Annotated in this window: 8 protein-coding genes; 3 read left to right on the top strand and 5 right to left on the bottom strand. The window is 47.4% G+C overall.

Annotated elements, in window-relative coordinates; all coding sequences use genetic code 11:
* Positions 1–80: 80 nt before the first annotated feature.
* Together ACOJUN_RS10215 and ACOJUN_RS10210 are read right to left on the bottom strand one after the other, a co-directional pair.
* Positions 81–5,015, bottom strand: a complete 4,935-nt coding sequence (locus ACOJUN_RS10215; RefSeq protein ID WP_422136524.1) for a hypothetical protein — start codon at positions 5,013–5,015, stop codon at positions 81–83.
* Positions 5,016–5,226: 211 nt separating this feature from the next.
* On the bottom strand, positions 5,227–10,128 hold the full coding sequence (locus tag ACOJUN_RS10210) for a hypothetical protein (RefSeq protein ID WP_422136523.1): 4,902 nt from the start codon (positions 10,126–10,128) through the stop codon (positions 5,227–5,229).
* 374 nt (positions 10,129–10,502) lie between these two features.
* On the opposite strand from ACOJUN_RS10210, the gene ACOJUN_RS10205 reads away from it, so the two are divergent.
* On the top strand, positions 10,503–11,165 hold the full coding sequence (locus ACOJUN_RS10205; RefSeq protein WP_422136522.1) for a hypothetical protein: 663 nt from the start codon (positions 10,503–10,505) through the stop codon (positions 11,163–11,165).
* Positions 11,166–11,205: 40 nt separating this feature from the next.
* Here ACOJUN_RS10205 and ACOJUN_RS10200 read toward each other — a convergent pair whose 3' ends face one another.
* On the bottom strand, positions 11,206–13,770 hold the full coding sequence (locus ACOJUN_RS10200; RefSeq protein WP_422136521.1) for a hypothetical protein: 2,565 nt from the start codon (positions 13,768–13,770) through the stop codon (positions 11,206–11,208).
* A 754-nt stretch (positions 13,771–14,524) separates the two neighbouring features.
* Here ACOJUN_RS10200 and ACOJUN_RS10195 point away from each other — a divergent pair.
* Both ACOJUN_RS10195 and ACOJUN_RS10190 read left to right on the top strand, forming a co-directional pair.
* Positions 14,525–16,066 (top strand): ankyrin repeat domain-containing protein, encoded by a 1,542-nt coding sequence (locus ACOJUN_RS10195; protein ID WP_422136520.1) that lies wholly within the window; start codon positions 14,525–14,527, stop codon positions 16,064–16,066.
* Positions 16,067–16,199: 133 nt separating this feature from the next.
* Positions 16,200–17,260, top strand: a protein-coding gene (locus tag ACOJUN_RS10190; RefSeq protein WP_422136519.1) for an IS630 family transposase whose coding sequence is annotated in 2 segments (ribosomal slippage) — positions 16,200–16,620 and positions 16,620–17,260 — 1,062 coding nt in all. Because the reading frame shifts where the segments join, the coding sequence is not laid out codon by codon here.
* 23 nt (positions 17,261–17,283) lie between these two features.
* On the opposite strand, the gene ACOJUN_RS10185 is transcribed toward ACOJUN_RS10190, so the two are convergent.
* Together ACOJUN_RS10185 and ltrA are read right to left on the bottom strand one after the other, a co-directional pair.
* A complete protein-coding gene (locus ACOJUN_RS10185) occupies positions 17,284–19,161 on the bottom strand; it encodes a hypothetical protein (protein ID WP_422136518.1) in 1,878 nt (625 codons plus the stop codon).
* Between the two features lie 229 nt (positions 19,162–19,390).
* Positions 19,391–20,698, bottom strand: coding sequence for a group II intron reverse transcriptase/maturase (ltrA, locus tag ACOJUN_RS10180; RefSeq protein WP_422132384.1), 1,308 nt, complete (start codon positions 20,696–20,698; stop codon positions 19,391–19,393).
* Positions 20,699–20,796 lie beyond the last annotated feature (98 nt).

The raw sequence follows: 20,796 nt of genomic DNA, 5'->3' as shown, positions 1-20,796 counted from the left end.
TGAAGACTGGGGAAAACTATAAGATTGGCTCCATACCTGCCGAATGGCAGGAGGTGTTGAGGAGGGCAGGCCATTCGAACTTAATAAAATTTGGTGGTTTTGGCCCATTCCCCAATTTTATCCACAAGCAACATACGCCACTTATACTCAATTCCTATATGCTTACTCATGTTAGCGAGATAGATGTCGCGCCAATTTTTCTCGCAGTGTTCTTTAGACAATAACTTAAAAAATGCCCTGGTTGTTAAGGGGCTAACGACAACATTTTGATGAAGCAAACAGTGTTTGGCTATTGTTACTTGACTCTTTTCAGAGCATTCTTCCCAGAATTGATGAATATATTCCCGATACTCTGTAAGGCGATGCATACAAAGATGGGCTTTGTAACGTTTCATTCTATCCAGAGACTCATCATCTGTTTCCGGGCATGAGATTGAGTGGCTTTGTGTACTTCCGCCACTTACCTCTGGAATAGCCTTCAAGCAATGGTCATCCGCGCTGTTGCCATTGATGCCAAAGTCTATGTATTTATCATTGGCTTCAGGAAATAGAACAAGGTTAATAACATTTAACATCAACGCCAAAACCGCTTCCCGGGAATAATCATCGCGTTTAACATTATGGAGGCCAAATAAGTGTGCAAATGGACTACCTTGACTACAATATTCTCCTTCTTTCAGGAAGATGGTTCTGAACTCAAAATACAAGTCTTTAAGATCTTTGATCTTGCGATCATAGAATTTCGGGTTATTTTCAACAAAACTTATTGCATTGGCAGCATTTTCAAATCTAATGGAAAAAACCCCATAAATAATATCAGAAAGTTGCTGTGGATAACTTTTTTTAATTATTTCAATATGTTGGGATAGAATATCCCGACTCAAATCGTCCAATGGTGTTGGACCGCAGCGCAGACAATGACTTTTCCCCATCACTTCCAGCCATTGTTTCAGATTGAACTTATTGTCATCATTAACACACGATTGATACAGGATTTGGGAAAGCCGGTGTGTACTTTCACATACCCGGCCATCCTTATTACTTTCAACGTCAAAACGGGCATTGTCTAATATCGATGATGAAAACCGCTTACCTTCAAAAGAACAGTTGGTGAAATCACCATCTTCAATAATGGCACTGTTTAACAGCTCTGTATTGAATTTACACTCGTCAAATGAAACGGATTTCAACACCGTGCCGTTCATTGAACAGCGGCTGAAATCAATCCCGGTTAATTCACGCTTGATCCATCCCTTACACAGGCTCCCTTTCGGCTCTATACCATCCAGGGAATCCAATCTTCCCTCCAACAGTTTTGGGTTTTGCTCAAGCAGCGACTGAATACCCTTTTCACCAAAGACCTTGATGAGATTTTTAATGTTTTCGTCAACCGAACTGTCTTCGGAGATTAACTCATGGTAGTGGGCTGACCAGGATTTCCGAAAAAGCTTTTCCAGCGGACGCCCATCAGGCCAGTGGCTAAAGCGTTTCTTCAAAATAGACAGCAATTGCCGTCTACTTTCGCTAGAGCTGATATCAAGCAGATTCAACTCGTCAAACAAGGACAGAGGGTTGGAAAAACGAGTCTCCTGTGGATTAGCTGGATTATTGAGCTGAATCAAACTCTGGTAGTCACAGTTTGACTGCTTGATGATTTTCTCATTACGAGCAAAGGAGTCCAAACCAAGAGCCTCATTAAACTGGCATTGATTATCATAAACTTCTGCATCCATACGGCCGAGTGTTTCAGAAGTCAATTTCATACACATGATCCCATCTTCATGAATCCGCTCTGAATAATCCGCCAGCTCGCCGTCCTCGATGATTCGGGTAAATGCATAACCGGTGTCGCATTTCATCCTGGCCAACGAAGCGCTGGGATGGATATGCCAAGTGGGTTCTATCCCGATCTGAGTACGTCGTTCAAAGGAACTCAGGGTAGCGTCATTTTTCAGGCTATCGGTCACAAATCGTTCTTCTTTTCCTTCCCGATCTGCACAAAATTTTGTATCGTGCGCGGGGCAGAACTTTCTGGCGGGGGTCGCCGAAATGCCATGGAGAAACCCCGGACGCAATTGCACCCAACGTCCTGCGCGAATACGAGAATGGATTTCCCAATCAAGCAGTTCTTCGTCACTGAAGTTCAGCAATTCTTTAAGAAACGCTTTTTTGCCGATGTTTACCGGCGCATTGAGATCCGCTGCCACGGCAAGGTTCATATCACCAAGGCAGCCATGGCAGTCAGCCAGGGCGTCCAGCCATTGCTCCTCCAGGTCGGTGGTATCCGGTCGCTCCGCACCAAGGCCCAGCCCTGCCAGTTCCCTGAACAATGCTTCAACCACCGATTTACTGTGTCCCCCAAAGGTGAGGGTCAGTTGATTTTCAAAGCTCAGGGCTTCTGGCAGGTTCGGAGCAGAAAACAGAATACTGCCGCCTTCACAGACGACCGATTCGAGCTCAACGGCTCGTACCGGTGAGGCACTCAGGCGAGTAACCTTCAGTTGTTCCGGACTCAAATAACTGACCTTCTGGCCTGTCAATTTGGCAAAACCGTGGCTGAATTCAGCCAGCTCTACTTTTGCTTCAACTTCTTCGCCGATTCTTGAACTGACTCGTGCCGGTAAGGCCGGGAAAGGCAGAGGCGTTTCGATGGTTGGCAGTTTTGCAATGGACGGCAGGTCGGCGGCTAACGACGCCCGGCATTTGTTTGCAATGTCCTGCAGAATTGTCACGGTATTAGCAATGCTATCCTGATCCTTTTCGTGCCATCGTGTTTTATCTCTGGTTAACTGCTCCGCCATGCCGTCACAGTCTTTGGCCAGGCTGGTCAGATCACTGCGCCAGTCGCGGTAAAATCTGTTCAGGGCAGAGTTGGTATATTTAACCCGGCTGGCCAGACGGTGCAATCCCCGTTCCAGGGCCAGGTTATCAGCCAGTTTATTGCCCGCTTCCCGGGACAACTTGAGGGTCATCCGGGTGATGGGTTGGCCATTGGCATCCAGTAACTGGCTGATACCGATCTGCCCGCCCCGTATATCCCGGCCTTTGACTGGCAGCCAACCGCCACGGATACCCGCCGCCTCGATCGCCTTGTATTCCGCCATGGATACCCGCTCACCCGCTTCCAGGCTGTTGGGAAAGCGGGTGGTCAGCCAGGCAATACGATCATGAATAGTCTGCCGTAACCAGCTGCGGTCACCGGGCAGAAAACCGCTGTGTTCGATCTGCCGGTCCAGGGCCTGCCAGTCAATCTGCCGCAAGATATCCTTCAAGGTATGGCCCAGTAAGTCATCCTCTAATTGTGCAAGAATATCGACGCAAGGGTTGTAGATTAGCAAAGAGTTCATGGGAGGTGCCTGAGGGTTTCTCAGTTTTTGCAGCAGCAAAGGCATGGAAGAAAAGTCATCCGGTTTGGGGTCAGGCTCTGGTTTCTCCGGGCACGGGTAGCGGGTCGCCATCCCGGCATAATCCCAGTGGAACATGACCGGCTCCCCTTCCGGGGTCAGTTCAATGCCTTCCCAGGCACTGTTGACCATATTTTCGTTACCGACTATCACATTAATCAGCAATAATCTGGCCCACTGTTCTTGAGACAGAGAGCGCAGCGTTGCCTCCCCGCCTTTGAGCTTGCCCTGCCATTGTTTGGGAACAGGACTGACTACATAAAAATGACCCTCTTCCTGATGGACAAAGCTTTGCGGAACTGTGATGCCCAGCAGCCCGGCGAGGTTGGCCATAAGTAGCTGGTTGCGGGCGCTTAGCTCACAGCTCGCCGGTTTGATGGAATAAACCTGTTGGCTAACGGGATCGCTGTAAAGCCCTGCTGGCCAGGTGCTGCTCCGGCATTCTTCCATGGCCACACTTTGCTGGGTCAGTTTTGCCAGAGAGAAGGACGATTCCTGTGGTTCTGTCAGCTGTCCGGTATAAGGCGTAATCAACTCCCGGACAACACCGGACTGCTCACCTATGCTAAACAACTGGTAACTAAAGGGTGAAGGGTGGTGCTCCCATTGCTTTTTGGTGTTTTCACACAAGCTGGGGTCACCGATGCTGAAGAAATGTTCGAGGTCTGTATTGCTGTCCTGCAACTTGGTCGGGTACCAGAGGTCACCCTGTTTGGCAATCACCCGGCAGACCTCTTCGGCCAGCAGGCGCCATTCTTGCCTCTGCTGATCATCCTTACAAGTAGCAAAACACTCCAGCCGATCCATGTAAAAACTTTCTCTGACCCGCATAACATCCAGCGTATCTGCATCGTGGAGCAGACTGCGCAGGGTCTGTATCGCCTCGGGCAGATGCTCGCAGCCCTTAGGGTTATCCTTGTGGCAAATGGCTTCACCACACTGCCAGGCCAGGGACTGATCCACGCCGAAGTTGCGCAGGTGTTCCCTCAGGTTGTCAGCACTGGCCCGCTCCCACTCCAACGTATCGAACCCATCGCCTTCACGGCCCGTGTCGTGAAACAGGCAGATTTTGATTAGCAGGGGTATCATTTGGTCGGGAAATTCCCGCGCCAGGCGATCGCCGTGCAGTTTACGCTGTTGCAACAGGGCTACTGCCCAGATTGCCGTCCGGCAACTGTGCTGGACACCATGAACCTCGCGGGCAATTGCCTGTGCAGGAGGCGCAATGCCTTCAGGACAATAAGGCTGAAGCAAGGCCGTTTTCGCTACCTGAGTAGATTCAATCAACGATTGATCAATGACCGGCCAATGGGCTGTTTCGGTTGCAGCTATTTTCGGACGTTTTACCGGTTCAATGGTCAGCGCTTCCAGCTTTGTCTCTATTATTTTCGGGAGAATATCAGTAGCGGCCCGTTTGTGCCCGGTCTTGTGCGAGAAATCATTATTGTCCGCGTCAACCCACCTTGCAGAAGCCACATCCGTGGGCATTAACTCTTCACTTATACTCACTTTTCTGGCAAAAGCGCTGCCTGTCTTATCAATATTTTCAGATAACCTTGAGTCGTTAAAAGGCGCCTGTACTTTTCCTGCGTTGATAGGGAGCAAATCCATTTTTTTAGCCCTCACTACTGTCCTTGTAATTCTGAACTTTTGGAGTCAAACCGAATCCATTATTGATTTAGACAGTTTATCCAGTCAGTTAGTTCCATCCATTCTGTGAAGACTGGGCAAAACTGTGAGATTGGCTCCACACCTGCCGAATCGCAACATCACCTTGCCTATTGTTAAAAATGCCACATTGAGGAAGGCAGGCAATTCAAGCTCAATAAGTACCTAACCAGTTGGTTTGGTCCTGCTCTCCAAAATTTTCCAAAAGCAAGCGATTCAATTCATCCTCATTTTTTTTATGTTTATCCATGTTAGCGCGATAGATTTCCTGCCAATATTGCTCGTCGTGGTCTTGAGACAACAAATCTCTAAATTGCTTGGTTGTTTTAGGGCTAACGACAACATTTTGATGAAGCAAACAGTGTTTGGCTATTGTTAATTGACTCTTTTCTGAGCATTCTTTCCAGAACCGATGAATACGGTTCCGGTATTCTTTAAGCTGAGATTTACAGAGAAGAGCTTTATAACGTTGCATTTCAACCAGAGGCAGGCCATCTGTGTTGCTTTGTGTACCTTCGCTACTTACCTCAGGAATGGCCTTCAAGCAACCGTCATGCTCATCCGCACTGTTGGCATTGACGTCAAAGTCTATGTATTTATCATTGGATTCAGGAAACAGAACAAGGTTAATAACATTTAACATAAGCGCCAAAAGCGCTTCCCGGGAATAACTTTTGTCTGGTCCATAATCGGACGTAAAAAATCTTCCAAATGGATCACCTGATAACCCTATTTTAGAATCTCCTTCTTTCAGGAAGATGCTTCTGAAATCAAAATAAAAATCTTTGAGATCTTTGATTTTGTGATCATAGAATCCAGGATTATTCCAGACAAAATTTATCGCATTGGCAGTATTTTGAAAATTAATGAAAAAAAGTTCATAAATAATTTCACAAAGTTGCTTTGGATAGATTCTGGAAATTTCATCCATATGTTGGGACAGAATATCCTGGGTTAAATCATCCAGTGGTGCAGAACCGGATTGTAGAAAACTACTTTTAAGCATCACCTTCAGCCATTGTTCCAGATTAAACTTATTGTGCTGATTAACACACGACTGATATAAGATCCGGGAAAGCTGGCGTGTTCTTTCACACGCCAGGTCATCCCTCCCAGATTCAGGGTTAAAACGGACATTGTCTAATATCGATGATGAAAACCGCTTACCCTCAAAAGAGCATTCGGTGAAAAAGCAACCTTTAACAATGGCTCTGTTTAACAGCTCTGTATTGAATTTACATTCCCAAAAAAGAAAGGATTGCAACACTGTGCCATTCATTGAACAGCCGCTGCAATCAAACCCTTCAAGAGCACACATCCACCCATTCAGATTAAAGCCATCCAGGGAATCCAGCCTGCCCTTCAACAGTTGTGGGTTTTGCTCAAACAACGACTGTATGCGCTCTTCGCCGCAAGCCTTGACGAGACTTTTGATGCCTTCGTCAAACTGGCTGCCTTTACGGGTTATCTCATGATAAAAGGCTGACCAGGATTGCGGAAAAATCTGTTCCAGTCGGCGCCCGTCGGGCCAGTGGCTAAAGCGTTTCTTTAGTGTACCCAGCAATTGCCGGTGTCTTTCAGGAGAACTAATCTCAAGTTTGTGCAACTCGTCAAACAAGGAGAGAGGATTGGCAAAACGGGTTTCCTGTGCCTCATCGTCCTGAATCACACGTCTGTAGTCATCGGTTGACTGAGCGATAATTTTCTCGTTACGGGCGAAGGACTCCAAACCAGAGAAATCCGCCAGGTATTGGCTTTGATCGGCATAAATTTGTGCATCCATACGGCCGAGTGTTGCAGAAGTCAGGAGCAAACACGTAACCCCACCACAGCGGTACCCGGAATTATCCACCAGCACCGCTATGACTCGGGAAAATGTGTATTCGGTGTTGCATTTCATCCTGCGTGCCGAAGCCACGGCACTTTCATGCCCAAGCGGTTCCATCCCAATCTGGGTACGTCGTTCAAAGGAGCTCAGGGTAGCATCATTCTCCAGGCTACCGGCCACAACCTCTTCACTGTTCCTTTGCCGCTGCGCATGAAAGTTTGTATCGTGTACGGAGCAGAACTTCCCGGCAGGGTTTGTCTCAATGCCATGGGGCAACCCTGGGCGGTAGAACACCAGACGCCCTGCACGAATACGACAGTGGTTTTCCCAATTGAGCAATTCTTCATCACTGAAGTTCAGTAATTCTTTAAGAAAGGCTTTTTTGCGGGTTTTTACCGGGGTATTGATATCCACTGCCACATCAAGGTTCATATCACCAAGGCAGCCGTGGTAATCGGCCAGGGCGTCCAGCCATTGTTCTTCCAAGTCGTTGATATCCGGCCGCTCTCCACCAATACCCAGCTCTGCCAGTTCCCTGAACATTGCTTCAACCACTGCTTTGCTGTGTCCCCTAAAGGTGAGGGTCAGCTGATTTTCAAAGCTCATGGCCTCAGGCAGGCTCGGGGGAGAAAACAGAATACTGCCGCCTCCACAGACGGTCGATTCGAGTTCTACTGCCCGAACCGGTGGGTCACTGAGGTAGGCAGCATCCAGTTGTTCCGGACTCAAATAACCGACACTCTGGCCTGTCAGTTTGGCAAAACCGTGGCTGAATTCCGCCAGTTGCACTTTTGCTTCAACGTTTTTGCCGGTTCTTGAACTGACTCTTGCAGGTAAGGCCGGGAAAGGCAGAGGAGTTTCGATGGTTGGCAGTTTTGCAATGGAAGGCCGGTCGGCGGCTAACGACGCCCGGCACTTGTTAGCAATGTCCTGCAGAATCCTCACGGTATTATCAATTGTATCCTGGTTCCTTTCGTGCCATCGTGTTTTATCTCCGGTTAACTGCTCCGCCAAGCCCTCACAGTCATTGGCCAGGCTGATCAGGTCGCTGCGCCAGTCGCGGTAATGTCTGTTCAGGGCAGAGTTGGTATATTTAACCCGGCTGGCCAGACGGTGCAATCCCCGTTCCAGGGCCAGGTTATCAGCCAGTTTATTGCCCGCTTCCCGGGACAGCTTGAGGGTCATCCGGGTGATGGGTTGGCCATTGGCATCCAGTAACTGGCTGATACCGATCTGCCCGCCCCGGATATCGCGGCCTTTGACCGGCAGCCAACCGCCACGGATACCTGCCGCCTCTATCGCTTTATATTCCGCCATGGATACCCGCTCACCCGCCTCCAGGCTGTTGGGAAAGCGGGTGGTCAGCCAGGCAATGCGATCATGAATAGTCTGCCGTAACCAGCTGCGGTCACCGGGCAGAAAACCGCTGTGTTCGATCTGCCGGTCCAGGGCCTGCCAGTCAACCTGCCGCAGGATATCTTTCAGGGTATGGCCCAGTAAGTCATCCTTTAATTGTGCAAGAATATCAACGCAGGGATTGTCGATCAGCAACGTGTTCATGGGGGGTGCCTGAGGGTTCCGCAGTTTATTCAGCAGCAAGGGCATGGAGGAAAAATCATCTGTTTTCGAGGCGGGCTCTGGTTTTTCAGGACACGGGTAGCGAGTTGCCATCCCGGCATAATCCCAGTGGAACATGACTGGCTCCCCTTCCGGGGTCAGTTCAATGCCCTCCCAGGCACTGTTGACCATTTTTTCGTTACCGACAATCACATTGACCAGCAATAATCTGGCCCACTGCTCTTGAGACAGAGAGCGCAGCGTCGCTTCCCCGCCTTTGAGCTTATCCTGCCATTGTCTGGGGACAGGGCTGGCCACATAAAAATGACCCTGCTCTTCATGGACAAAACTCTGAGGTACTGCGATGCCCAGCAGCCCGGCGAGGTTGGCCATCAGTAGCTGGTTGCGGGCACTTAACTCACAGCTCGCCGGTTTGATGGAATAAACCTGTTGGCTAACAGGATCTCTGTAAAGCCCTGCTGGCCAGGTGCTGCTCTGGCATTCTTCCATGGCCACACTCTGCGGGGTCAGTTTTGACAGGGAGAAGGATGATTCCAGAGGTTCTGTCAGCTGTCCGGTATAGGGCCTAATCAACTCCCGGACAACACCGGACTGCTCACCTATGCTAAACAGCTCATAACTGAAGGGCGAAGGGTGGTGCTCCCACTGCTTTTTGGTGTTTTCACACTGGCTGGCGGCACCGATGCTGAAGAAGTGTTCGCAGCTTGCGTCACTGTCCTGCAACTTGATCGGATACCAGAGGTCCCCCTGCCTGGCAATCACCCGGCAGACCTCTTCGGCCAGCTCGCGCCATTCTTGCCTCTGCTGATCATCCTGACAGTCAGAAAAACACTCCAGCCGATCCATGTAAAAGCTTCCTCTGACCCGCATAACATCGAGCGTATCGGCGTCATGGAGCAGACTGCGCAGGGTCTGTATCGCCTCGGGCAGATGCTCGCAGCCCTTCGGATTATCCTTGTGGCAAATGGCTTCACCACACTGCCAGGCCAAGGACTGATCCACGCCAAAGTTGCGCAGGTGTTCCCTCAGGTTGTCAGCACTGGCCCGCTCCCACTCCAACGTATCGAACCCATCGCCTTCACGGCCCGTGTCGTGAAACAGGCAGGTTTTGATTAGCAGGGGTATCATTTGGTCGGGAAATTCCCGCGCCAGGCGATCGCCGTGCAGTTTACGCTGTTGCAACAGGGCTACTGCCCAGATTGCCGTCCGGCAACTGTGCTGGACACCATGAACCTCGCGGGCAATTGCCTGTGCAGGAGGCGCAATGCCTTCAGGACAATAAGGCTGAAGCAAGGCCGTTTTCGCTACCTGAGTAGATTCAATCAACGATTGATCAATGACCGGCCAATGGGCTGTTTCGGTTGCAGCTATTTTCGGACGTTTTACCGGTTCAATGGTCAGCGTTTCCAGCTCTGTCTCTATTATTTTCGGGAGAATATCAGTAGCGGCCCGTTTGTGCCCGGTCTTGTGCGAGAAATCATTATTGTCCGCGTCAACCCACTTTGCAGAAGCCACATCTGTGGGCATTAACTCTCCACTTATTCTCACTTTTCTGGCAAAAGCGCTGCCTGTCTTATCAATATTTTCAGATAACCTTGAGTCTTCAAAAGGCGCCCGTACTTTTCCTGCGTTGATAGGGAACAAATCCATTTTTTTAGCCCTCACTACTGTCCTTGTAATTCTGAACTTTTGGAGTCAAACCGAATCCATTATTGATTTAGACAGTTTATCCAATAATTAGTTTCAGCCATTATCAGGGCTAATTTACTGACTTTTTATATCCTCGGGCTCAATAAAGCCCAGATAGAGATTAAAGAATTTTTTCCAAAATTTATCGGTTTAGTTTAGCCGCGACCTGTGTTGCAGATTTGCCATGACACATCTCATTATTTGAAAATTGTTAAGATTACATTTACGAAAAATAATGCATCAATAGAAAATTTTCAGGAGAATCTGGCCTTAGGTTGAAAACTGGCAAATGATGCATATCCTTAAAGGCAATCAACTTTAAGGAGTATTCAAAAATGTTAAAAACACTGACTCAAATGTTATGTGCATGGACCATATTATCGTGCAATGCTTTGTATGCTAATGAGGAGCTGAATAAATTATATTACCGATTTTCAACTCAAAAAATGCCCGAATTGTTTGACTCTATCCAAAGTGCATTGAATGAGTCACCCGAAATCTCTCAAAGAGCAAAAGTTAAAGACTTGGCGCTGGTTACCAAAAAAGCCTATAAAACCTGGTATAAAAGTCTGGAAACACTTACTCCGGTTGAAGCAGGGACTGCAGCAAATCTAATAAGGAATAATTTATCAACAGTATACTTTGAGCAAAAAGTTGATGAGTTTCTATCCTCTAAAAGCCATATGATTAGTTGGGAAATCCCTGTTTATCATCAGATAATTAACATAATGATCGGCGTATGGGGCGGAGTGTTTTTCGAAAATGAGAACCTGGCCAAAATAAGAAAAGAAATTTATCATTTATTCACTTGTGATGATCATGATTGCTCTGAAATTGCTGAAAAATTTTCTTCCCAACATGATGAAGATGTAACTCTTGCAATACAAAGGTATTTTGAGTGCAAAAAAACAAAAGGTTCAGCTTATGGTCCCCATCTGGCTGAATTATGCGAATTGATTAATAACGATAACTTTTATAAGTCGACATACTTTGCATAAGTACTGTAAGCAACCATTTTTGGACAGGCATCCGTTATGGCTACCTTACATCATATTGTACATTGGTAATCGTAACTTCCTGTCTCTCCTTCGATACCATGAATGCGTCAAAATAATCAAAAGGTGCCCTTCCTTCCAGAAGTTTCACTTCTTCACCTGTTTCACCTTTTTTAGGATCCGCGCGGTGATAAAGCGGTAGCTCCATCTCGTCGGCAATGTCCCGTGCGGCATCAATGAATAATAAATCACTCTTATCGGGGTAGGCCTTCTCAAGAAATAACGCAGGGCGATCATCCCGATCAAACACCAGACGAATAACGCTTCTGCTGAGGATATCTCCTTTGGCGCTCTTTCTGACAATCATGGCATTGCGTCCATCCATCACGTAGCTCATTAGTCCTCTGCTGTAATCCTGAGCGCCGTCCGGTGTCAGGCAAGTGCGAACTTCAAGACCACTGATAAAAAGATCCCAGGGGTCTTCCGTCAGCCTCAGGGTTTCTCCCGGGGACAGCAGCTTGTTTCGGGTTTCCACACTGAAGTCACTGAAGTTCGCGCCCCAACCTGCTTTAAATTGGGGGTATTTCCGGTAAACGGCCTGCAAGTGTGGATTGTTCAGCGGTGACTGCCTGCGCACAGTAAAAGTATTGCTGGCACTGGCCTCTATAAACTGATGGATAAGATCTGTAACTTCTCTATTTCCATATTCTTCCATTGCTGCCATGTAAAAAGGCAGGAGATGATAATGTCGTTGTTTCCATAGCCATTGTGAGACCTCCTTACTTTTTCCCACTAAAGCGTCAGCCCCTTTTTCGGCGATCAACAATGGCAATCCTTCTTTCTGACAGCTTAAGCCCATGCTGTCCAGAAATTGATTAAACCTGTCTCCCATGTTGAATATCATGTAGAGCAAACCCAGTTTTTCATACGTCAGGCTTTGGGTGAGTTTTTTCAGGGTCTGTATTACCATTGCCTTATTCATATCATTGCTGGCCAATAGCCGTTCCAGAGTAACCAGCCACTGATGGAAAACCTTGCCATCTTTCATCTGTCGCCTGCTCCTGCTGGCGCTGGGAGCCTGCAAAGATTCACAGAGTTCCTCAATGTCATCTTCTGAGAGGATATCGGGCACAAATGCCAGCCATTGCAGCGGGGCCATGCGCAAATGATCGCCACCTTTGATTCCGGGCTCACCCAGTATTTGCCGTATTTTCGGGGTACTCTGAACCAGACGGGCCAACCCACCGATGAGATAGGGAATATTTTTTTTATTGCCATGTTTCATAATGGCCCTGACAAAATGATCCAATACTGAAGCAGCCATTATTTCTTTGGATGATTTGCAGGCGGCAATGATCATTAAAAGTCGATGCACTTTCGCTTTGATATCGGGTTTGCCTTCAGGCAATGATAGAGCAGCCAATCTGCTTTCCAGATCGTCAACTGCACGGAGCAATACCTGTGAATAGTCCGGGGTCGTTTTATCAATATTTGTTCTGAGTACCCTCAGATAACTGGCCAGCGGTTTGCCTTCAAGTAGAACAAACCCATTGATATCACTGAGCTGTTTGAGTTCTTCAAACTGTAAGGCAACAGGAGCAGGTGCTTTCAAGATATTTGCCACAGTATCAATATAGTGGTGATAATCAATGGAATCAGGTTGTTTCGACAAATAGGCCAGCTCTTTAGCAATATGCCAGATGCTATTTGAATCAGCGGTATACAAAACCGATCTAATGTACGACGTTAACTCAGTAATATCAGCCTCTTTTGAAAAACCGGAGCAGGCTGCATACAGATACAACAATCTTCTTGTGTAGAATTTGAAATCATCATCAACAAAAATGCTTGGTAAATAGCCATCCGCATCAACTCTTGGAAGAAATTCTTTTTCAATATTGTCAACTTCACTCAGCAACTGTCTGGAAAGTTCGTTATTTTCCGATTCAAGGATTTGCCTTATCTGCAGAAGTCCGTCCTTGACCAGTTTGTCATCCTCTACAGGGTTTAGTGCTGTCAGCTTTTCATTGATTTCATTGTCCTCCCTTGCCAGAGAAGGCTTATCAGGAAGGCGTTGAAACAGGTTCTTTGCCTCTTCTAATCGGATGGACAAAGGAATTCTCTCAAGGTACCGGGCGACCATTTCCGCTGGCAATTCAAACTTTTCTTTAGCAGCCAACATAATCCGGAGTTTTTCAGCCGCGCTTAAAAATTTTTTTTCGAATAACTTTTTTACCGTCTTCGAAGCATCCAATCTCATGCACTCATTAATAACAGCCCGTTGCACCTCTTTGGTTGGAGACTTTTCTATTGCCCCATCATGAAATTTTTCCACCAGATTGCTGGCAGCTCTTTTTATAGCTTCTACTTTTGAACCGGGTAATTGATTGACAAGATCAGGGTGAAGATTAACCAGCCGTTCAAACAGCTGTTTACTGCCATCGGTATTGAGGGTTTGTTCAGACAGTAAGGTAATGCCATCATGCAGCTGTACCTGCCAGCCAAGATACTGAACGGAGTCACCTCCTGCTGAAAAGCCAATGGATGACTCCATGATTAATGCATGCAGCTGCTGTAGTGTCAGACCATTTAAACGATAAAAATTCATTTTACCTCAGCGGTACGGTAGGCATAAGTACTCAGCCATACGGAATCGAATATTTCTGGCTTATTAGGCAGCTGCTCTGCAAGGCGCAACAACGGGAACATAGCAAGGCTATGTGACCAGAGTTGCAACGCATCACGACTGCATGGATGCAGGAGCTAGAGCAACGCAGGAGCAGTTGCCGCGAGTGCCTGAACAATAAGTCAGAAAATATGATTTCGTATGGTTGAGTACTTATTCACTGGACAAGCATCTGGCTACCTTACATCACGTTTTACATTGGTAAACGTCACTGCCTGTCTCTCCTTTGATCGAGTCAAAGTGAGAGCGCTTTATTTTCTCCCTCCAGAACACTCCCCCCCTTTTTCGGCGATCAACAATGGTAATCCTTCCTTCTGACAGCTGAAGCCCATGCTGTGCAAAAAATAATTTTTCGTAAGTCAGACTTTGGAAGCATTGCCCAATCGAGCCGGGCAGGCGGAGATATAAGACGATTGAGTCGAGACTCATAATAATTCAGACATTTTAGCTAATAATTAGTTCCATCCATTATCAGGCTGTGCTCAGTTTAAGTATTGGCGCACTCCCCGAAGCCAGAAAAATCAGGAGATTATGAAAATACCTCGCTGTGAAACAGGAGAACCTTTTGTCCTCAATTTAAATCGAACTGAATCAGGGAACTTTTTGATGCATTTTCGAGTCAAAATCTTAGGATCAATATAATTAATGCGATTAATCAGGAAGGGAGGAACGAATAATGCAGCCAGCCACAAACTTAAAAGCGGGTACTGTCCTTAGCCCAGTCTCTGGTGCAAACAGTAAACGTAATCAACCGGGTAATTTTCAGGGTCGTGCCAGCACCTGCGTCGGCGCTGGCAGCTCTGGCTACTCACCACCCGTTGTTGGAAGGCATCCTTCATACCCAGCGGCAGTTCCACTTGCTGATCGAATGACGACTGAAGGCAGGAATATGTCCCCCCGGTTCGCAAATGCAATGGAATACACCAGCTGTGCAACAACTAACAGAGACAAATTTCATTCAGAGTCTGACAGTAGATTGCGCGAACAGCTCGAAGAATTATCATTACCAGATCCCTCACTTTTGCATGGCGATAGAGTTCAGCAGACTGGAGGAAGAAAAGGATCTCACAATGATAAAGCTAAAGCACTGCTGGAAACGATACTGCTTCAAAAAGCTCTCAGCCCGGAAATTAAGCCCGATGGTGGTTCTGGCAAAAGTCCTGGTTTCTTCAAGAGGCGCAAGCTGAATGGATTGGTAACAAAAGCAGTTGATAATTTCTTCAAAAAATCAACTCATAATTTTTCGCCTGCGAGTTTGGTGAGCAGTCAAGCGCAACGAGTTGAACAGCTGCTTCAATCTTTTGCCCGAACGGAATCCGGTCAAAGGCTCTACAGAAAAGCCGTTGCCAATAATCTAGTAGTCCTTGAAAGTCTGTTGAGAAAGGCGGGTGTTGATATCAACCATCAAAGCCCTAAAAGTGGCGACACGCCAATAATTGCAGCCGCCAAGGCGAATCATTGGTCAATGGTTAGTTTACTGCTTGAGGAAAAAGCCACTGTGCATCAACAAAACAAATCTGATTTTCATTTGTTGATGCTGATTTTTAGCGCCTGGGGGGATTACAAGATTACCGATCAGCAACAGAGGGAACTTACTTTAAAAGCCCTCGAAAATCAGCCTGAAGCTCAGATTAAGTTGGCAAACGGTCAGACAAAGTTACTTGCCGTTTATGCCTTTCAACATGCAGTCTTGAGAAATTGTCAGTTATTTTGCAATCAGTTGCTGAAAAACTCTCATCTGGTCAGCGCATTAAAACAAGAACAGATAGGTTCCAAGCTTATGATAGATGTAGTGATGAACTATCGTGACCCGGCAGCAGCAACGAAGTATCTGGTGAATTTGAAAGATTCTGCCGGGCGGCGACTTTTTGATCTTAACTGTAAGACACAGTCAGGTAAAACGCTCCTGATACTGGCAGCAAAAAAAGGTAACACCCATACCATGGAAACCCTTCTTAACACCCCGGGTGCTGTAGAAAATATTAATGCTTACACCACCACCTCCCTACCGTGCCCCCCCTCTCGGTGGACGGCATACACTTATGCTCACTACTACAGTGAAGCCCATCAGAACCGCTATATCCTCGAAAAGCTGGTGAAACGTGGTGCCTGGCGGGTGCCTGCATACAAGGTGAAAGAAAAGGAACCAGATAGTATCTATGGTCATTCCTACCATTTCGGTAGCTATGGCGGCGATGACGGTCCAGATGGTGAGTGATACGGGCAGTGGTTTTGGGGATAGCGGTTGACACCTGAGGAGCCTAGTACATAACTCAAATTTCTTTGTCCTGCAGCAATGCCGGAATTTTCCATTCTGGCATTATTCTCCCTGATTCAGATCAGGGTGACCTATGCCAGCTCAATACCGTATCCGCCTGTCCATAGACGAACAGCAGCAATTAAAAGACCTCATTCACCAAACCAAGGTGGCCAAGCATAAACGTATTCATGCACAGATCCTCCTGTGTCTCGATGAAAACGGGCCAAAACTGACGGAGCTCCAGACCAGCCAAACCTGTGGTGTTTCAACGAAAACGGTTCAGAGAACACGCAAACGCTGTGTACTTGAAGGGCTGGATATTGCTGTTAATAGCAAGTTCAATGGCATTGCCCGCCCAAGAAAACTCCAGGGGGAGCAGCAGGCGGCATTGACAGCTCTGGCTTGCTCAACACCACCAGAAGGTCATAGCCGCTGGACGCTACAGCTTCTCGCTGACCGTATAGTTGAGTTGGAGCATGTCGATTTCATCTCGCATCAAACCATTGGCCGAGAGTTAAAAAAAACGAGTTGAAGCCTTGGCAGAAAAAGGAGTGGTGTATTCCAAAAAAAGCGAACGCAGAATTTGTTTGCGCTATGGAACGTGTTTTGGATGTTTATCAACAACCACATGATCCGAATCGACCACTGATCTGTATGGATGAGAGCAGTAAGCAGCATACTTTGGAGGTCAGGACTCCACTCCCTATGAAGCCTGGCCAACCCCTAAAATATGACAATGAGTATGAGCGCAATGGTGTGAGTTCTCTCTTCATGTTTTTTGCGCCACTGGAAGGTTGGCGACATATCGAGGTGACTGATAGCCGAACTGCCTGCGACTGGGCTCACCAGATCAAACAGCTGGTTGATGTTCACTTCCCAAAAGCTGATGTCATCCGTCTTGTCATGGATAACCTGAACACACATACACCTGCATCTCTTTATAAAGCCTTTGAACCAGGAGAGGCTCATCGGTTGGCCAGTAAGTTGGAAATCATCTATACACCCAAGCATGGAAGCTGGCTCAACATGGCAGAGATTGAAGCGTGGGAGTCCCAGCGTAATGGTGTAGAAAGCAAAATGGAATGGCGATTTACGACCGAGGATGCTCGGGTAAAACTCAAGAAGCTTTACCCGACGATCAAATCGGAGTGATGTACTAGAAGCATCCGTTGTGACTACCTTACATCACGTTGTACTTTGGTAATCGTAAGTTCCTGCCTCTCTTTTGTTGACAGAAACTCGTCAAAGTAATCGAAAGGCGCCCTTCCTTCCAGAACTTTCACTTTTTCACCTTTTTTTGCATCCACGCAGCGGTAAAGAGGAAGCTCCATCTCGTCAGCAATGTCCCGTGCGGCATCGATGAACAATAAATTACTCTGATCGGGATAGCCTTTTTCAAGCAATAACGCAGGGCTATCATCTTGGTCCAGCACCATGCGAATAACACTTCTGCTGAGGATATTTCCTTTTTGGTTCTTTATGACAATCATGGCATTGCGTCCATCCATCACATAGCTCATCAGTCCACGTCTATAACTATGTAGGCCGTCTGGTGATATGCAGCTTTTAACTTCAAGCCCACTGATAAAAAGATCCCAGGGGTCTTCTGTCAGCTTCAGGGTTTCCCCCTGGGACAAGAGCTTGTTTCGGGTTTCCTCGCTGAAGCCACTGAAGTTCGCTCCCCAACCTGCTTCAAATCGGGGGTATTTCTTGTAAACGGCCTGCAAGTGTGGATTGTTCAATGTTGACTGCCTGCTCTGAATAAAAGTACTGTTAACACTGGTCTCTATAAACTGATGCGTAAGGTCTATAACTGCTGCATTCCCCTGTTCTATCATTGATGCCATGTAAAAAGGCAGGAGATGGTGATGTCGTTGTTTCATTAGCCATTTTGAGAACTTTTTATTCACTCCCACCAAAGCGTCAGCCCCCTTTTCAGCGATCATCAAGGGTAATCCTTCCTTCTGACAGCTCAAGCCCATTCTGTCCAGAAATGCAGTAAACCTGTCTCCCATGTTGAATAACATATAAAGCCAGCCCAGTTTTTCATAAGTCAGACTTTGGGTAAGCTTTTTCAGGATCGGCATTACCATGGCCTTATTCATAACCTCGCTGGCCAGCATCTGCTCAAGGGTAGACAGCCATTGGTGGAAAATCTTGCCATCTTTCATCCGTCGCCTGCTCTTGCTGGCGCTGGGAGCTTGCAAAGATTGACAGAGTTCCTTGATGTCATCTTCTGAGAGTCTATCGGGTACAAATGCCAGCCATTGCAGCGGCGCCATTCGCAAATGCGGTCCGCCACTGATTCCGGGGGCACCCAGTATTTTCTGTATTTTCGGGGTACTCTGAACCAGACGGGCCAGCCCAGCGATCAGATAAGGTATATTTTTTTTATTGCCATGTTCCATGATGGCCCTGACAAAATGAACCAATACTGAAGTATCCATTATTTCTTTGGATGATTTGCAGGCGGCAATAATCATTAAAAGTCGATGCACTTTCGCTTTGATATCGGGCTTGCCTTCAGGTAGTGATATACCGGCACATTCTTTTTCCAGATCGTCAACTGCATCGAGCAATACCTGCGAATATTCCGGGGCTATCTTATCAATGTTTGCTCTGAGTACGGTTAGATACTTGTCCAGCGGTTTGCTTTCAAGTAAAGCGAACCCTTTGATATCACTGAGCTGTTTGAGATTTTTAAACTGTAAGGCGACAGGTGCCGGTGTTTTCAAACAATGGGCCAGGGTACTAATATAGTGACAATAATCGATGGAGCCGGGTTGTTTCGACAAATAGGCCAGCTCTTTAGCAATATGCCAGATGTTATCTGGAAAGGAGTTACTTGGTTCGATGATATAAAGAACAGATTTAATGTACGACATTAACTCAGCAATATCACCCTGCTGTGAAAAACCGTAACAGGCTGCATAGAGATACAGCAATCTTCTTGAATAGATTTTGAATTCGACATAATCATCATGGTCTGATAAATTGCCATCCCATCCAACTCTTGGGATATATTTTTCTTCAATACTGTCAACTTCACTCAACAATCCTCTAGAAAGCTCGTTATTTTCGGATGTTAGGGTTTGCCGGATCTCTAGGAGGCTGACCGAGAATAGACTGCCCTACTGCGGCGGCAGCAAATTGGTCTGAAAATCCGCTTTTGTTCGTCAAATAGCTCGCTATTCACCGGGTAGAAGGAGCTACCAATTGTAGCTCCAACCCCCTCAGATCCCGGCGTGCGGATTTCCCGCACCGGGCTCTTCGATATTTGACTCACAGCACAGCCATGGATTTCATTGCCATAAAAGGCAGCATTATCCTCGGTTTCTGTAGCGGCAGAAGCTGCTTGAGGTTATGGTACTTTTCCCATGGAATCTTGCCTTTCCGGCATCGGCTACACAGCATCTTGTACCAGTAGCGGTCAACAAACCGGTAAAGCTTCTCCATACTTCGGAAGTTTCCTCCCAGACCGTAATACGCATAATGCCCTCTCAACCGTCGATTGATCGCTGTCACTTGTTCGTGCAGCGGTTCATGGCGTATTCGTCTCAGCAGTTCCTTCAGTTTGGCTATGCTGCGTCTTAGGCGGGATTTTTCCGTTCTCCTTCCCACCATGAAGTTTCCTTTCAGATTCCTTGTGCAGTAGTGCGTAAAGCCAAGGAAGTAAACCGTTTCCGGTCGTCTTCCCCCACGACTGGCAAAACGTCCGAACCTGACTAACCGGGTTTTATCCCGCTCCAGTTTCAACGCAAACTTCTCCAGTCGCTGTGGCAGCACATTCATGAACCGCTCCGCATCACTGCGATACTGAAAACACACCACAAAGTCATCAATGTACCTGATCAGCCATGCCTCGCCTTTTAGCCGAGGCTTGACCATGCACTCGAACCAGAGGTCAAGTACATAATGCAGGTACAGGTTGCTCAGAACTACGCTGATCGGCCCACCCTGAGGCGTACCTTCTTCACACTCTTGCAACTCCCCGGCCTCCATCACCCCGGCTTTCAACCAGCGCCGTATAAGGTTCAGGATTCTGGGATCACCGACCCGGTGTTCCACAAAACGAAGCAGCCATCCATGGTCAAGACTCCCAAAGAAGTTCTTCAAGTCCGCTTCCAGCACCCAGCTGACCTTTCGGCCTGAAACCACCTCGTTAAAAGTGGACAGGGCATGGTGCGCTCCCAGTCGTGGCCTGCCACCCATGGAACAGGGCAAAAAGTCCTGCTCATAAATAGCATTCAGCACATCAGCAACACTTCGCTGCAAAGCCCGGTCATTGATGCAGGGAACACCCAGAGGGCGCTTTTCCTTTTTTCCCGGCTTGGGTATCCATGCCCTTTTGACCGGCGGTGCCTTGTAGCCTTGCCGATGGATAGACGTCAGTGTCTGTTCCAACCACCGCTTAAAGTCTTTCTTTGTCTCTTCGACAGTCAGCCCATCGACTCCGGGCGATGTGTTGTGTGGAATCTTGTTCAGATTCATACACAGGCTCGCCGGGGTAATATGATGTGCCAGACTTGTAAAGCGAAGTTTCGGATAACTCCGGGCTTTCGCTGCTACCCTCTCCAGTCCCGTTGCCATGGCTGGTTTACCTTCTCACTGCGTAAAAGACCGTAACTCCCTCAGATGTGGAGCCCATGTTTCCCTGGAAAGGCTCAAATACCGCCAGCCGCTTCCCC

The sequence above is a fragment of the Endozoicomonas sp. ALD040 genome (genome assembly GCF_049275945.1).
Classification (GTDB): domain Bacteria; phylum Pseudomonadota; class Gammaproteobacteria; order Pseudomonadales; family Endozoicomonadaceae; genus Endozoicomonas_A.
The sequence above is the reverse complement of the archived record's forward strand: the minus strand, read 5'-3'. Positions and strand labels throughout refer to the sequence as shown.

Bases quoted from the DNA above. Each gene is read 5' to 3' on its own strand.
- ACOJUN_RS10215 (WP_422136524.1), bottom strand. From the start codon at position 5,015: ATGGATTTGCTCCCTATCAACGCAGGAAAAGTACAGGCGCCTTTTAAC.
- ACOJUN_RS10205 (WP_422136522.1), top strand. From the start codon at position 10,503: ATGTTAAAAACACTGACTCAAATGTTATGTGCATGGACCATATTATCG.
- ACOJUN_RS10210 (WP_422136523.1), bottom strand. From the start codon at position 10,128: ATGGATTTGTTCCCTATCAACGCAGGAAAAGTACGGGCGCCTTTTGAA.
- ltrA (WP_422132384.1), bottom strand. From the start codon at position 20,698: ATGGCAACGGGACTGGAGAGGGTAGCAGCGAAAGCCCGGAGTTATCCG.
- ACOJUN_RS10200 (WP_422136521.1), bottom strand. From the start codon at position 13,770: ATGAATTTTTATCGTTTAAATGGTCTGACACTACAGCAGCTGCATGCA.
- ACOJUN_RS10195 (WP_422136520.1), top strand. From the start codon at position 14,525: ATGCAGCCAGCCACAAACTTAAAAGCGGGTACTGTCCTTAGCCCAGTC.